14 protein-coding genes are annotated in these 14,974 nt (G+C 72.1%); 4 read left to right on the top strand and 10 right to left on the bottom strand.

All coding sequences use genetic code 11. The annotated features are described in order from the left end of the window. Positions 1 to 74: 74 nt before the first annotated feature. Complete coding sequence (locus tag AB0A90_RS03280; protein WP_357240884.1) at positions 75 to 1,334, bottom strand: MFS transporter; 1,260 nt, start codon at positions 1,332 to 1,334, stop codon at positions 75 to 77. After that, positions 1,331 to 2,041 (bottom strand): siderophore-interacting protein, encoded by a 711-nt coding sequence (locus tag AB0A90_RS03275; protein WP_357240880.1) that lies wholly within the window; start codon positions 2,039 to 2,041, stop codon positions 1,331 to 1,333. The genes AB0A90_RS03280 and AB0A90_RS03275 overlap by 4 nt, the downstream gene beginning before the upstream one ends. A gap of 81 nt (positions 2,042 to 2,122) precedes the next feature. On the opposite strand from AB0A90_RS03275, the gene AB0A90_RS03270 reads away from it, so the two are divergent. Further along, complete coding sequence (locus AB0A90_RS03270; RefSeq protein WP_357240877.1) at positions 2,123 to 2,683, top strand: GNAT family N-acetyltransferase; 561 nt, start codon at positions 2,123 to 2,125, stop codon at positions 2,681 to 2,683. 20 nt (positions 2,684 to 2,703) lie between these two features. Here AB0A90_RS03270 and AB0A90_RS03265 read toward each other — a convergent pair whose 3' ends face one another. The 3 genes from AB0A90_RS03265 to AB0A90_RS03255 form a co-directional block, all read right to left on the bottom strand. Further along, positions 2,704 to 3,177 carry a hypothetical protein gene (locus tag AB0A90_RS03265; RefSeq protein ID WP_357240874.1) on the bottom strand — a complete coding sequence of 158 codons (474 nt, stop codon included), beginning with the start codon at positions 3,175 to 3,177 and terminating at the stop codon, positions 2,704 to 2,706. 244 nt (positions 3,178 to 3,421) lie between these two features. Beyond that, positions 3,422 to 4,078, bottom strand: a complete 657-nt coding sequence (locus tag AB0A90_RS03260; RefSeq protein ID WP_357240871.1) for a DUF305 domain-containing protein — start codon at positions 4,076 to 4,078, stop codon at positions 3,422 to 3,424. 14 nt (positions 4,079 to 4,092) lie between these two features. Beyond that, a complete protein-coding gene (locus tag AB0A90_RS03255; RefSeq protein ID WP_357240868.1) occupies positions 4,093 to 5,964 on the bottom strand; it encodes a sigma-70 family RNA polymerase sigma factor in 1,872 nt (623 codons plus the stop codon). A gap of 316 nt (positions 5,965 to 6,280) precedes the next feature. Between AB0A90_RS03255 and AB0A90_RS03250 the strand changes: the two genes are divergently transcribed. Next, positions 6,281 to 6,466: a hypothetical protein gene (locus AB0A90_RS03250; protein WP_357240865.1), complete on the top strand. Its 186-nt coding sequence runs from the start codon at positions 6,281 to 6,283 to the stop codon at positions 6,464 to 6,466. 226 nt (positions 6,467 to 6,692) lie between these two features. Continuing rightward, complete coding sequence (locus AB0A90_RS03245; RefSeq protein WP_357240862.1) at positions 6,693 to 7,505, top strand: RNA polymerase sigma factor SigF; 813 nt, start codon at positions 6,693 to 6,695, stop codon at positions 7,503 to 7,505. Positions 7,506 to 7,546: 41 nt separating this feature from the next. Here AB0A90_RS03245 and AB0A90_RS03240 read toward each other — a convergent pair whose 3' ends face one another. Next, a complete protein-coding gene (locus AB0A90_RS03240) occupies positions 7,547 to 8,608 on the bottom strand; it encodes a DUF2855 family protein (RefSeq protein WP_357240859.1) in 1,062 nt (353 codons plus the stop codon). Between the two features lie 69 nt (positions 8,609 to 8,677). Beyond that, on the bottom strand, positions 8,678 to 9,892 hold the full coding sequence (locus tag AB0A90_RS03235) for a PP2C family protein-serine/threonine phosphatase (RefSeq protein WP_357240857.1): 1,215 nt from the start codon (positions 9,890 to 9,892) through the stop codon (positions 8,678 to 8,680). 272 nt (positions 9,893 to 10,164) lie between these two features. On the opposite strand from AB0A90_RS03235, the gene AB0A90_RS03230 reads away from it, so the two are divergent. Continuing rightward, complete coding sequence (locus AB0A90_RS03230) at positions 10,165 to 11,205, top strand: ice-binding family protein (RefSeq protein ID WP_357240854.1); 1,041 nt, start codon at positions 10,165 to 10,167, stop codon at positions 11,203 to 11,205. Positions 11,206 to 11,261: 56 nt separating this feature from the next. Here the strand turns inward: AB0A90_RS03230 and AB0A90_RS03225 are convergent, their stop codons facing one another. The 3 genes from AB0A90_RS03225 to AB0A90_RS03215 are packed head-to-tail and all read right to left on the bottom strand — an operon-like array spanning position 11,262 to position 14,934. Continuing rightward, a complete protein-coding gene (locus AB0A90_RS03225; protein WP_357240851.1) occupies positions 11,262 to 12,752 on the bottom strand; it encodes a glycoside hydrolase family 130 protein in 1,491 nt (496 codons plus the stop codon). Beyond that, on the bottom strand, positions 12,749 to 13,801 hold the full coding sequence (locus tag AB0A90_RS03220; protein ID WP_357240848.1) for a glycosyltransferase: 1,053 nt from the start codon (positions 13,799 to 13,801) through the stop codon (positions 12,749 to 12,751). Before AB0A90_RS03220 ends, AB0A90_RS03225 begins: the two co-directional genes overlap by 4 nt. Beyond that, complete coding sequence (locus tag AB0A90_RS03215) at positions 13,798 to 14,934, bottom strand: glycosyltransferase (RefSeq protein WP_357240846.1); 1,137 nt, start codon at positions 14,932 to 14,934, stop codon at positions 13,798 to 13,800. The genes AB0A90_RS03220 and AB0A90_RS03215 overlap by 4 nt, the downstream gene beginning before the upstream one ends. Positions 14,935 to 14,974: the final 40 nt, after the last annotated feature.

Below are 14,974 nucleotides of genomic sequence, written 5' to 3'. Positions count from 1 at the left end.
TAGGGTAGCCTACCCTTATTAGACGGATATGGTGCGGTCTGCCCAACCTGGTCGAGATGCACCACGAACTGCGGTCACGCCACCGCCCGCACCGCCTCCGCCGCCGGCTGCTCCGTCGCCGGATCGGCGACGGGACCCGGCTGCTGCGGGAAGCGCCGCTGGTGCGCGAGGCCCAGGGCGACGCCGGCGGCCACCAGCACGATGGCCGCGACCGCGACCGCCGGGTAGCCGACCCGCGCGGCGGCCGCGAGACCGACGGACCCCGCCACGAACGAGCAGACCAGGCCGAACGACGACAGGACGGTGAAGTCGGTGCCGCCGGTGTCGGGTCGCGAGTAGTCCATGTTGACCGTGTAGAGCACGACGTTGGCGACGGTGTAGGCCATCATGAAGCAGCAGAGCGCGGCCACCGTGCCCACCAACGGCGCACGGCCGTTCATCAGCGGCAACAGCAGCAACGTCGACACCGTGAGGGTCACACCGCCGACCACCAGCACCCCGCTGCGCCCGAAGCGACTGACCCCGAACCCCGCGACCAGGCCCGCCACGATGGCCGGAGCGCTCGTCACCACGCCCGTGACGACGCCGATCCGACCCAACGACCAGCCCGCGTCGACCAGGGCCGGCGTCACCAGGGAGTACGCCATTCCCGCGCCGACGTAGACCAGCGGCACCACGCCGAAGGTCCACCACCGGCAGCCCGGTTGGCTGAACACCGACAGCAACGCCCGGTAGGCCGTGCCCACCCGGGCCACCCGGTCGGTCCGCGGCGGCTCCCGGAACCGCCACACCACCAGCAGGCCGACCGCCGTCATCGCGACCAGCAGGCCGATCGCCGGTGCCCAGCCGAACTGGTCGTAGACCAGGACGCAGGCGCCGCCGCCGAGCAGGTTGCCGAGGTAGCTGGCCGCGACCTGGATGCCGTTGCCGGTGCCCCGAGCCGACTCGGCGAGCATCCGGACGGCCACGGCGTCCACCGCGATGTCCTGTGTGGCGGAGAAGAAGACGTACGCGGCGCAGATCGCGACGATCGGCCCGAGCGCGTCGGCCGGATCGGTGAACGGCAGCAGCGCCAGCAGGGCGAGCACCAGGGCGCTCTGGAGCACCAGCAACCAGGACCGGTAGTGGCCACGGTGCCGCGAACCGTACCGGTCGAGGATCGGCGCCCAGAGGAACTTGATGGGCCAGATCAGACCGACGATCTGCAACAGCGCCAGGGTGTCCAGTGAGGTGCCGCCGTCGCGCAGGATGGCGGTCAGGCCGACGGTGATGAAGCCGACGCCGAGGTACTGGGTGACGTACAGCGCGGTCAGCGTGCCGAGCCGGCCCTTCATGCGGCTTTCCAGTAGCCGAGGGAGGTCAACCGGTCCTTGTCGACGCCCAGCGTCCGCCGGATGTGCCGGGTGATGCCACGGGTGCTGGCGGCCTCGCAGGCCACCCAGTAGTGCGCCGCGCCGCTGGCCGGCAGAGCCGCGCACACCGTTTCGACGAGGTGTTGACCATCGTCGCGCCGCGGCACCCAGGTGACGTCGTGGTGCTCGCGGGTCCGCAGTGCGAGCGCCTTCTCGCCCTCGTGGGCGTACTCGAGCCAGACCGTGGCCGGGATGTCGGCGCCGGCGTCGAGCAGGCTGTTCACCGCGGGCAGCGACGCGGCGTCGCCGACCAGGTAGAGGTGGTCCGGCGCGGGGTCGGGCAGTTCGAACGCGCTGCCCTGGACGGTCGCGGTGATGGTGTCGCCGACCTGGGCCGTGGTGGCCCAGCGGGCGGCGCAGCCGTCGTGGATGGCGAATTCGAGCGTGAACCGACCGGTGGCCGGGTCGGGGTCGACAAGCGTGTACGCACGCTGGTGAGCCCGCCCGTCGTTGTCGAACCACAGCCGGATCCACATCGTGGGGTGCACCCCGCACGCCTCCAGCAGGCCACCCCCGTCGAGGAGCAGCCGCTGATAGTGCCCGTCGACCGACTCGGTGCCCAGCACGGTCAACCGAAAGTCCCGGCCGCCCATGGCCTTGAGGACCAGGGCCTCCCAGTTCCGTTTCACGCACCCCTCCAGGTAAGGTCATCCTTGGTTAGGGGAGGTTAACCTAAGTCGCGCCCCGGATGGAACAGAGGACAGCGCCCGATGACACACCTGGGAAAAGTCGCCGGTCTTGGTGAGTTGTCGTTGCTGGCCGTGGACCCCGACCGGCACGCCGCCCTTCTGCACGACTGGGTCACCCGACCCCGCAACTCCTTCTGGGGCATGGGCTCACACACCCTCGACGAGGTCCGCGACATCTACGCCTTCGTGGACAGCCTGCCGACGCACCACGCGTACCTGATCACGGTCGACGTGGAGCCGGTCGGTCTCTTCCAGACCTACCAGCCCGAGGCGGACCCGGTCGGCGAGCGCTACCGCGTGCAGCCCGGTGACATCGGCATGCACCTGCTGCTCAGTCCCGACCGGCGGATCGTCCGGGGCCTCACCAACGCCGTCGGGCCGGCCCTTGCCCGCTTCCTGTTCCGCGACCCGGCAGCCCAGCGGATCGTCGTCGAGCCGGACGTCCGTAACCACCTCGCCCTGCGCCGGCTGGAGATCGAGGGCTTCACCTTCGACTCGGAGATCGACATGCCGGACAAGCGTGCCCAGCTCGCGTTCCTGACCCGCGACCGGTTCGCGGCGAGGCACCCGACGCCGGCCTGATCACCACGCCGGCGGCGGCGTCAGCTGTTGGCGTTCCAGAAGCCGACGAGGGTAGCGGTCCACCAGCCGATCTGGGAGAGGGTGGCGGCGACGACGCCGGGGAGCAGGGCGGACCAGGGTGGGCGACCGTCCACGGCGGCGAGCCGGTCCCGGACCCGGCCGAGGAACAGCCCGTTGACGCTGACCACCAGCACCGCGAGCAGCTTGACCCAGACCAGCCCGGACGACGTGTCCGGACCCAGGGCGGCGCCGCTGGCGAGCAGACCCACCAGGCCCAGCCAGATGAGCAGGTGCGCGCCGCGTGCGGCGGTCAGCACGGTGCCGAGCGGTTCCCGGCGCAGCAGCCACCGGAGGCTGAACCAGTCCACCGTCAGCACCGCCCCGAAGCCCACCACGAGACAGGACAGGTGGCAGAAGAGGGCAACCATCCGCCAACCCGGGGAGAGGGTGACGTGTGGCGCGGCGAGGATCGCGAGCAGCCACCCGACGCTCACCGTCAGGATCGACGCGGTGACGGCGGCGCGCCCGGCCGCGCGACGATGGCCACCGCGCCAACCCGCCGTCGGTGTCGAGGCGGACGCGACGGGCGGCGACGTTCTCCGGGTACGGTGCGTCGCACGCCGGGCCGGGTGGGAGATGTCCGACGTGCCGGCCCGGTGAGCGGGACGGGACGCCCGCGACGAGGGGATGTCGGCCCGAAGGTCAGCTGCCGGCATCGGCCGGCCCGGTGGGCGTCACTCAGTCGACCGGTGCGGCCTGGGCCGCACCGGGCCGACCGTCCAGGGCGGTCAGCTCGGCGGCCCGCGCCTGCTGGATCCGGCCGGCGAGCGCCTTCAACTCGGGGCTCCCCCCGGCCGTCTGTTCACCCCGGCACAGCACCACGGTCTGCGCGAGGTGCGCCCGGAGCAGAGCAGCCGCCCGGGACGACACCTCGGCGTCGGGCGCGCTCCGCACCTCGGCGAGACCGGCGTCGGTGACCATGCCGGGCATCTGATGCCCCTCGTGGATGTTCAGCTCCGGAACGTTGCCCGCGGCCAGCAGCCCCCGGAGGTCCCGCAACTCCGCCCGATGCGCCTCCCGGACGTCGTCGAGGAGTGCCCGCAGCGACGGGTCCGCGTCCGCCGGCCGGCTGTCGAGGTGGTCGATCAACGCGAGCGCGCCCTCGTTCATCGGGATCAGCAGCTGGATGAAGGCGTTATCGGTGCCGTTGAGCAGCACGGGCGCGGTCGCCACCGGAGCGGCCGACGGGGTGGTGGGAGGGTGGTCGGCGCTGCCCCAGCCACGGGTCAGACCGACGGCCAGCGCCGTCGCGACCAGAGCCACGGCGACGCCGACGATCCGCCAGGCGGGGACGGTGGGCCGGGGGCGGTCGCTGCCGATCTGGTGCTCGTCCATCCGTTCGCCCTCGCTCACCGGGCGGCTTGGAACGCGCGGCCGACGACTGTCGCCTGGGTGCCGTCGCTGAACAACCCGGATCGGTCCTGGTCGGTGGCGGGCAGGCCGAACCAGGCGTACCGCTGCACGTAGGACAGTCGACCGAGCATGGCGGTGGCCGCGGTGAGGAAGGCCGCCTGCTGCTCCTGACTCGGGAACTGTTGACGGCCCCCGTCGAAGCGGATCAGGGCGAACTCGGTCAGCCAGATCGGTTTCTGGTACCGCTGGTGGACAGCCTGCAGATACTGCCGGAGTTGGTCGACCGCGGTGGCGCTCGCGAAGTCGGCGCCGAACCAGTGCAGCGTGATGAAATCAACCCGGTGGCCCCGGGCCTCGGCGCCGGTCATGAACCGGTCCAGCCAACCCTGCGGATCCGGCGCGCCCCACGCCACCGCCGGGCTGCCCAGCCTGCTGCCCGTCGCCATCAGCTGCGGCCACAGGTCCAGCGCCTGCTCGACTGTCATGTTCGCCTGCTCGGGCAGGTCCGGTTCGTTGAAGGTGAGCAGATCCGGCCCCGCCGCCTTCGCCCGAGCCAACTCGGCGGCGGTGACGTTCTCCGCGCCACGGATCATGGGCACGAACGTCACGCCGCGCGGCGTACTGATCCCCGGGTGCTGGGTGCCCCACGTGTAGTACCAGCCGGCCTTCGAGTTCGCCAGCGCCTGACTGGCCCCGGCGAAGTTCCACACCCCGACGCCCTTGCGGGCGGAGCTGACCGCCGGGACGACCGGGGCCTTCGACGGCGGTCGGACGCTCGGCGACGGCGCGGCGCTCGGCGAGGCGACGGCGGTGGGCGCCGCGGACGGCGGCGCGGCCCACGAGGGTGCGGGTGGATCCTCCGGCAGGATCACCACCACCGTGGTGATGGCGAGAACCGCCGCGGCCACCCCGGCGGCGAGGGAGGGCAGCAGGCCACGGGGCCGGTTCACCGCGAGGTCGACGGCGCTCGGGCCGCCGCCCGCATCGGTGGGCACACCACCGGCTGGACCCGGCCCAGCCGTCGGCGGGTGGGGCGGCACGGCCGGCGCGCCGGCCGACGGCACCGCCGCGCTCGGCAGATGGGCGCTGAGACCCGTCGGCAACGGCAGCATCGGCAGTCCGGCGAGCAGCCGGTCGATCGGCAGCAGGGTGGATCCCAGCCGCCCGCAGAACGCGCAGTCGCGGACGTGTCGGGCCAGGCGCTTGCGCCACAACGGGCTGGGGGTGCCGTCCCAGTCGACGGTCACGGCCTCCAGGTCCGGACAACCAGGGCGGGCACGCAGTGCGCGGACGACGGCGCGGGCGCTCTGGATCTGCTCCTTCATCCGGTGGATCCGCACGGCGACGTGTCCGGGCGACAGGCTGAGCGCGTCGGCGACCTCGTTCCGGGTGATCTCGCCGGTCTCCTCCAGCCACCAGAGCGAGAGCAACTCCTGGTCGTCCGGGTCGAGCCAGCGGGTCGCCTCGGCGACCTCGCGTCGTTGGTCGGTGAGACCGAGCCGGAGGATGGTCATGCCGGCGAAGTCGGCGGCGGGGTCGGGCACGTTGTGGATCACGTCGAGCCCGGCGTCACGGTTGAGCGCGACACGTCGGCGCTGTTCCCAGTCGCGCACCTGGCGAATGGCGATCGCCACCAACCAGGACCGGTACGCCGCCGGGTCGTTGAGCGCGGGCAGGTGCCGGATCACCCGTACCAACGTCTCCTGGACCACGTCGTCGACGTCGGCGTGACCGCGCAGCGCACGCCCGACGATGTTGTAGACCAACGGGAGCGAGGCCGCGACGACGTCGTCGAGGGCGCGCTGGTCGCCCTGTCGGGCCGCGACGACCAACCCGACATCGGGTAGCGCTCGACCGGCTGACGGCATGGCTGTCACTCCTCAGGTGCTGATCCGCGCGGACCGCGCTGTGTGCGCTGACCGCCCTCACGTTCGGAGACTGCCACCGGCAGGTGGGATTACAGAATTTCCCGCCGTCGGCGAGCTGGCCCGACCGGGGTCCGTCGGCGGCGCGTGCGGATCGACAGCGCCGGGTATGGTGCGGGGTGTCGGTGTCGCCGGGCGTTTGCCCGTGCACGAGACACCCTGATCGGGCGCCGCTGCGAGGCGCCGAACCGTCACGAGGTCACCGGACGAGACGTCCCGTGGCCCGGACGCCCCTCCTTCACCGAAGACAGGATCCTGCATGACATCGAACGACAACGCCCGACCGGCCCTGTTTCTCGCCACGTCGAACGCCGACGCGGCCGACGGGTCGGCGGTGACCGTCGACGGCAGCGCGGAGGCCATGCGCCGGCTGCGCCATCCGTTCGCGGTGCAGCCCGCCCCGCAGAGCCCGACCGCTGGCGACGAGCACGACCCGCGCGGCTGATCCGGCGGTTCGGTCCACCACGCCCACTCATACTTTCGGCTAGTAATAGCTACTCCTTTCGGGTAGCGTACGAGTCATCAAGTGCACGACATGACGCGGTGGCGAGGCCCGTGCTCGTGGCCTTGCGACAGCGCATCTTCGCCCGTACGTGCGCTCCGGCGGCAAGCCGGTTCGGAGATCTTCCGGTCGATCCGATCGACGGGCAGGTTTGGGAAGGACCACCCCCATGGCCAGCATCGTCGGAACGGCCCCCAGCACCCGCGTCGACCAGCGCAGCAGCGACCAGACCCCCGAGGAACTCCTGGTCGCCCTGGTGGAGACCGGGGCGGACGACCCACACCGCCACGCACTGCGGGATCGCGCGATCGAGGCGTGGCTGCCGCTGGCCCGGCATCTGGCGCGCCGCTACTCGGGACGCGGCGCACCCGACGAGGACCTGACCCAGACCGCCTCGGTCGGGCTCATCAAGGCCGTGGACAACTTCGACCACACCCGGGGTGTCGACTTCAGCGGGTACGCCATTCCCACGATCATCGGCGAGATCAAGAGGTACTTCCGGGATCGCACCTGGTCGGTGCGCGTGCCCCGTCGCCTCCAGGAGTTGCGCCTGTCGATCAGCGCGGCGAACAGCGCGCTGACCCAGACCCTCGGTCGCTCGCCGACGGTGGCGGACATCGCGTCCCACCTCGACCTGTCCGAGGAGACCGTCCTGGAAGGGCTGGAGGGCGCACGCGCCTACCGGGCCACGTCGCTGTCCACGCCGGCCGGGGCCGACGGCAGTCGGGAACTCGGGGACACCCTCGGCGGCGACGACCACGAATTCGACCTCGTCGAGATCCGCGTCGCCCTGGAGCCGGCCCTCGCCACGCTGCCGGAGCGCGAACGTCAGATCCTGACCCTGCGCTTCTACGGCAACCTGACCCAGGCGCAGATCGCCGACCGGGTCGGCGTCTCGCAGATGCACGTCTCCCGACTGATCTCCCGGTCGTTGGCGGCGCTGCGTCATCACCTCGTCGACCTCGACCACAGCGCGTTCTGAGGCTGGCACCGCCGACCCACGGCCGGCAGCACCCCGACGGCTCAGAGTTGGACGACGTGCCCCACCCGGGGCGGCGTACGGCCGCCGAGGACGTCGAGCCAGGCGCGTTGGAGGGCCTCCGGCCCGGCGCCCACCTGGACGTCGAGCCACCCGCCGACGATGGCGGTGAAGCGTTGCCAGGCCTCGGTGAACCGCTGGTCGAGCCCCGCACGACCCCAGTCCTGACCGCGCTTGCGCATCTGGACCGGCGCGAAGAACACCTCTTCGGCGGCGTCGGCGTTCGGCGTCTGGTTGGTGAGGCCGACCGCGATGTCCCGGACCAGCCGGTCGCCGAGGTGCCGACGCAGGGCGGCCCGGGTCGAGGGTGCGCCGGACAGGTCGAGGTAGACGGACGCGACGGCGTCCAGAGCGTCGGTGTCGTCGTACGAGACGACCTCGTCGTAGCAGCCGAGTGCGCGGGTGAAGGCCAGGTTGCCGGGCGAGGTGAGGCCGACCAGGCGTGGCCCGCGACCGTGCAGCTCGAACGCGGCGGCGTACGCGGTCTTGCTCGACGCCGACGACAGCAGCAGCGACTCGGCACCGTAGAAGTCGTTGTCGGCGACCTGGTCGGCCAGCATGAACGAGGTGAAGAACAGCGGCCGGAACAGGATCAGCAGGTCCTCCTGGTCGGGCCGGTACGCCGGGTCGCCGGTGGTCGACCGGTACGCGTTGTACGGTGACGGCAACTCGGCCCGGTGCGGGCTCGCGTCCCGGAACCCGGACGCGTCCACCCGGTCCGGGCGCACCAGCAGGTGACCCGCGGGTGGGAGATAGCCGTAGACCCGCTGTCCCGTCTCGACGCCGGCGACCGTCGAGGTGACCACCTCGGCGAAGCCCCAGAGCGGCGGCAGGCCCCACTGCGGCCCGAGCCCGGCCGGTGGGAAGAACTCCCAGTAGCGCATCGCGTCGCCGAGCACCGCGTAGGTCACGTTGTTGGCGGTGAGGCCGACCCGGTCCACCCGCAGCAGCACCTCGCCGTCGGCCACAGCGGGCGGGGCGCCCTCGACGAGCGTGGTCTTTCCGAGGTCGTCACGCGCCACGGCGAAGGTCCATGAGTCGGCCATGAGGTGACGCTAGACACCCCTCCCGACGCAGACAAGTGCACTGGGAGTGCAAAATCCCACTGTCTCCGGTCAGGGGCGGGGCGCGGCGAGGTCGCGGAGGTGCGCGAGCGGCAGGTGCGGCGGTCGCCACTCCAGGAAGAGGGCCGTGGCGTCGTCCTCAAGCCGGTCGTCCTGGTAGCCGACGACGGCGCGCACCAGGCGACGCATCGTCTCCGGGCTGGGCAACCCGTCGTTGAGGGCGCGGTTGACGAAGTCGACGAGCCGGTCCAACCCGAACTGTTCCCCGTCCGCGCTCCGCGCGTCGGTGATGCCGTCGGTGTAGGCGAGGATGCGGTCGCCCGGGTGCAACTCCTCCACGTGCACCCTCGGGCGGCGGGCCGACAGGTGGCCCAGCCCGAGCGGCAACGCGGTCGGCCCGGGCAGCTCCCGGATGGCCTTGCCGTCGCGCAGCAACATCGCACCCGGGTGACCCGCGTTGATCATGCTCAGTCGGCCGGTGCGATGGTCCAACTCCATGAGCAGCCCGGTCGCGAAGAAGTTCGGGTGCTCGGAACGCACCCACCTGTCGATGCTGATCGCCGTGTCGACCAGGTCGAGGCCACACCGGCGCGCGTTGCGGTACGCGCTGACCACGAGCGAGGCCAGCGTGCTCGCCTTGATGCCGTGCCCACAGGTGTCGAAGAGCCCGACACTGAGCACGTCGCCGTTCAACGCGTAGTCGAAGATGTCGCCGCCGACGTCGTAACAGGGTTCGAGGATGGCGGTGATCACCAGGTCGTCGGTGGCGAAGGTCAGCGGCGGCAGCAGCCCCCACACGATCTCGGCCGCGACCTGCATCGGCAGTCGCCGCCGCATCCGCTCGACCACGTCACCGTAGAGCCGCCGGTTGACCAGGATCTGGGCGATGTTGACCGCCACCTCCCAGGCTGGCCCGTCCATGGTCGCGTCGGCGGCCGCCGGCGAGACGATCTCCAGCACGCCCATCCGTTCGCACCCGAGCAGCAGCGGCACCCAGACCCGGTCCGGGTTGTCGGGCGCGCGCTGGATGTCGAGGTTGGTGAAGGCCCGGCCGGCGAGGGTCGTCTCGATCGACAACTCGTCCCGGACCAGACCCGCCCCGAGCAGCGGCACGAGCAGGGACTGCGTGTAGTCGGCCAGGTAGATCACGATCTCGGTGGCGTCGATGGCGGGCGCCGCCCGGGCGACGAGCTGCGACAGCTCGTCCGGGCCGCTCCGGGGTGCGTTGAGCTGCAACCACCGCACCATCTCGCCGACGTCGCCCACGACCCACCTCCCCCGATCCTCCCCGAACCGTACGGCCACGGCAGGACGTGCGGTGACGCTACCTTGCCCCGCCCGCGTTCCTCACCTGCCGATCACCAACACCGGCCGCTCGCGTGCCCCTGCACCCCGCCGGCCCCACCTATCCCTGGGGTTTTACTACTTTTGTGAATTAGGTGTGAAAAAGTCCGTTTAAGCAACCCCTGTGGTCCGGTGCGGCACCCAACCACCGCACCGCTGGCGTCTGGTGAGACGCCTTCGCGAAAGGGCACGTCGTGACAACCAAGCTATTGAGCCATCCGCGCCGCGCGGCCATGTCCGCGCTGGCGGCCGTCGCCGCCGGCGGCACAGCCGTCGCCGTACTCATCTTCAGCGGCACCGGCGCGAGCGCCGCCGAGGCACCTGTCGACCTCGGCACGGCGGCGAGCTTCTCCGTGCTGGCCGGCGCAAGGGTCACCAACACCGGGCCGACCTTCCTCGCCCAGAACCTCGGCGTCAGCCCCGGCAGCGCCGCGACCGGCTTCCCGCCCGGCCTCGTGGGCGGCGAGACGCACCTCGCCGACGCCGTCGCGCTACAGGCACAGAACGACCTGACCACCGCCTACAACGACGCGGCCGGTCGGACCCCGTTCACCATCCTGCCCGCGGAACTGGGTGGCAGCACGCTGGTCCCCGGGGTGTACCGGATCGGCGCCGCCCAACTGACCGGAGCCCTGACCCTCAACAGCCAGGCCGACCCGGGAGCCGTGTTCATCTTCCAGATCGACTCCACCCTCGTCACCGCGTCGGGCAGCAGCGTCGTCTTCATCAACGGCTCCTCGCCCTGCAACGTCTACTGGCAGGTGGGCAGCTCGGCCACCATCGGCACGGGCAGCCAGTTCGTGGGCAACATCCTGGCCCAGGAATCGGTCACCATGACCACCGGCGCCACCCTCCAGGGCCGCGCCATGGCCCGGACCGGCGCCGTCACCCTCGACACCAACACCATCAACGCCCCCGTCTGCCTCCAGCCGACGGGTACGCCCACCCAGCCGACCGGAACACCGACCGGTACGCCCACGGGCACGCCGACCGGGACGCCGACTGGGACCCCGACCGGCACACCCACCGGTCAGCCCACGGGTACGCCCACCGGCCAGCCCACGGGTAACCCCACCGGCCAGCCCACGGCAACGCCCACCCGCACGAGGCTGCCCGTCACCGGCGGCAGCGGCGGCAGCGCCCTGGTGCCCGTCCTGACCGGGATCGGCGGCGTCGCCGTCGCCAGCGGCGCAGCCCTGCTGCTCCTTTACCGGCGTCGGACGACGAACTCCTGACCGAGATGCCCCGGCGGGCGGTGACCAACCGGCCGCCGGGGCAGCACCACCAACGATCAGCCGTTCCGCCCGGCCGGTGGTGGGGAGTCCACCATCGCGGCCCGGAGCGCGGCCACCGGCACGGTGGCGAAACCCACCCGGGCGTCACTCGCCCCGTACGGCAGCCACACCTCGCCGTCGTGGATGAGCGCCCCACAGGAGTAGATGACGTTGGGTACGTACCCGTCCCGGTCGTCCTCGTCGGGTGACATGAGCGCACCCGGAAGGTGCGCGATGACCCGCTCCGGTCGGTCCAGGTCGAGCAGGAGCGCGCCGATCGCGTACCGGCGCATCGGTCCGACGCCGTGGGTGAGCACGAGCCAGCCGGCGTCGGTCTCGATCGGGGATCCGCAGTTACCGACCTGGATCAACTCCCAACTGTCCCGCGGCGCGTGCAGCGGGATCGGGGCCTGCCAGCGGTTGTCAGCGTCCAGGCCGGTCAGGCCGATGGTCTCGCCGTCGGCCCGACACAGCGCCAGGTGCCGGCCGCCGACGGTACGCGGAAACAGCGCGATCCCCTTGTTCCGGGCACCCGGCCCGCGCATCGGGGTCATCTCGAAGCGGCGCAGGTCGCTGCTGACCAGCGCACGCGTGGCGATGCTCCGGCCGTCGTAGGCGGTGTAGGTGGCCCGGTACACCGGCCCGGACTCGTCGACGAACCGGACGAACCGCGCGTCCTCCATGCCGTTGCTCTCCGCCGGGGTGGCCGGCCAGAGCACCCGTTGGTGCAGGGCCGTGTCGGCGGGAAAGGCCGTGGCGTAGCTGCCGGCGTTGGTGCGACGCAGTTGTTCGAGGGTGCTCAACCCGGTGCTGCGGGAGAGCAGATCGGGTGGCAGGTTGGCGAGCGCCCGCTCGAAGGTGGCCTCGTCGTACCACTCGGGCAGGGCGTCCAGCACCGTGGCGGCGACCTCGTTGTCGCAGCCCTCCTCGGCCAGGCCGGCGACGAGCAGGTCCCGGCGGTGCCGTACGCCCACCCGCTGCCCGACGGCCAGCGGGCCGGTCCGATCGGCGACGGTGAGCTGACGTCCCGGTCCGAGGACGGCGGTGGCGAACCCGATGGACGACAGGTGACCCTCGCCGATCTGACGCAGGCTGACCGCGACGCGCAACTGCCCGGCGCCCAGACCGGTCTGGTCCGGGTGGGCCACCATGGACGGATTGCAGAGGGCAGCGGCCTCCACGGCGTACTCGTGGCTGAAGTACGCGCCGACCAGCAGCCGGCTGGTCGGGGAGAGATCCCGCGCCCGGGCGGCCCGGTGCCGGACGAGGTCGTAGTGGTGGTGGAACGTGCCGGCCAGGTCACGGTGCCGGGCGCCGAAGCGGTCGAAGGTGTCCCGCAGCAGCCGGCCGGTCTCCTCGTCGTCGAGGCGCGCGACCCGGTCGATGAGTGCCCGCGCGCGGGTGCGTACCACCGCGGCGTCCTCCCCCGGGACGAAGAGCTTGACGATGACCCGCCGTGGATCCGGGGCGAGAGTGGCGTCCTGCCGGACGGCCAGACTCCGGGTCACGACCACCGCCGGGCGTGCTGGAGGGTGGCGAGGAGCGAGAGGGTGGATTCCGCGCCCTGGTTGAGGTTGGGTCCGTGTGCGGTCAGCCCGTCGAAGCCGCCACCGGTCGCCGGATCCCACATCGGCGCACCGAGGTCGTTGTCGCCGAGGAACCACCCCACCGCCTGTCGTACCCCGGTGTCCCACTCGGGGTCACCGGTGACCGTGGCCGCCGTGGCACAGGCGTCCGCGAAGGCGGCGACCTCGATCGGCTGCTGGTCGTGGCGCAACCGCACGGCGCCGTGCCGCCAACCTCCGACCGGTACGACCGACAGTCGTCCGTCGCGCAGCTGGACGTCCCGCAACCAGGCCAACATCCGCAGGCCGTCGTCCAGGGGTGGCCCACCCTCGCGCAGTTGGCTGGCGACGATGACCACCTCGGCGAGGGCGGCGTTGGCATAGGTCAGCTCCTGCCGGGGCCACGACCAGCGCGGGTCGGCGCCCGGCGGTCCGACAGTGCTGGCCGCGTCCGCCAGCAGGGACGCCGCGGCGACGTGACCGGGGTGGCGGCGCAGGACCTCGGCCGCGCCCAGGCCGGCGAAGGCCATCGCGTGTGGTGCCCGGGTACGCCGGCCGGCGCCCCGGCTGAAGGCGACGAGCGCCTCCTCCCGTACCCAGGGTGCGGGGCTGCGGGCGACGGCCGTGCCCAGACCCCACAGCGCCCGACCCCACCAGTCGCCGAGCCCTGGTTCGTCGGCCCAGCGCCGGTCGTGCCCGAGCCGGTTGTGGAAGGCCCCGTCGGCGCCCTGCGCATGGGTCAGGAACGCGAGGTACCGCTCCGCGAGCCGCAGCAACTCCTCGCCCGGGTCCGGCTCGCGACTGACGACGACCAGACCACGGGCCACGTCGTCGGTGCAGTAGCCGTGTTCCCGACGGACGATGGCGTGCCGGGCGTGCTCGAAGAGACCGGTGTCGTCGCTCATCCGGATCAGGTGCGCGAAGCTCGGCGCGGGCGCCGTCGCCCAGCGCCCCCGCGGGGAGGTCCGGGGTCGGCCGGTGGTCGCGGTCACGCCGGCACCGCGCTGACCGCCGGCGGGCGGGCCTCGCTGAGCTGGTCGGCGAGCGTCTCGTAGCGGGCCGCCACCGCCGGCCAGCGCAGGTGCGCGGCCAGCGGTCGGACCCGGCCGGCGAGCCGCGCGGTCAGGCCCGGCTCGGTCAGGACCCGCCGGATCGCCGCGGCGAGCGCCGCCGGGTTCTGATGGGGTACGACCAGACCCGGCCCACCGGTCAGCAGCTCCACCGCGTGCGGGAACGCCGTGGCCACGACGGGCACCCCGGCGGCCACCGCCTCGATGAGTACGCCGGAGGTGACCTGTTCGCGCGAGTCGTAGGGCAGGACGACCACGTCGGCGGAACGGATCAACCGGCCCAGCGCCTCCTGGTCGTGGTAGACGTCCTGGTAGTCGACGGCGTGCGCGACGCCCAACTGGGCGCCGAGCTGGTGCAGCCCCGCCCGGTACGCCTCACCCTGGTGCTCGACCACCTTCGGGTGGGTCCGTCCGGCCACCGTGTAGGTAGGTGTCGGTTCCAGATCCTGCAACCGCGCGAGGGCACGCAACGACCACTCGACTCCCTTGCCGGGGCCGAGCAGCCCCCAGGTCAGCAGGTGCGGGCGGGTACGCCGCTCGACGGGTACGTCGGCGAGCTCGGCGGCGCCGTGCGGGATGACCGTCACCTTGTCGGCGGGGACGGCGTACCCGACGAGCAGCCGGTCCCGAGCGGTGTCGGTCATCGTGACCACCGCGCCGGCGGTGGCCACGATCCGCTCCAACAGGGACTTCTGCCGGGCGGTGGGCTGGCGGAGCACGGTGTGCAGGACCACGATGCTCGGCACGGTGAGCCGCCGCAGCAGCGGCAGGACGTCCTCGCCGTCGGCGCCGGGGTAGATGCCGTACTCGTGCTGGACGATCGCCACGTCGAAGGTGTTCAGGACGGCCGCCGCGTCCCGCCAGCCGGCCGGGGTGAGCGCCGACCAGGTGTGCACGACCCCGGGCACCGGGCGCTGGTCGTCGCCGTGATCGGTGACCCGGACGATGCCCCCGCGAGTGCCGTCGGCGGTCAACTGGGCGGCGAGTGCGGAGTTGAAGGTGGCCAGTCCACACCGGGTCGGTGGGTGGGTGCTGAGGAATCCGTAGCTGGGCATGAACGTCGAGCCTTTCCGGTTGTCGGCCCCGCCTGGAGTA

This window comes from Micromonospora sp. NPDC049204 (genome assembly GCF_040647935.1).
In the GTDB taxonomy this organism is placed as follows: domain Bacteria; phylum Actinomycetota; class Actinomycetes; order Mycobacteriales; family Micromonosporaceae; genus Micromonospora.
The sequence above is the reverse complement of the archived record's forward strand: the minus strand, read 5'-3'. Positions and strand labels throughout refer to the sequence as shown.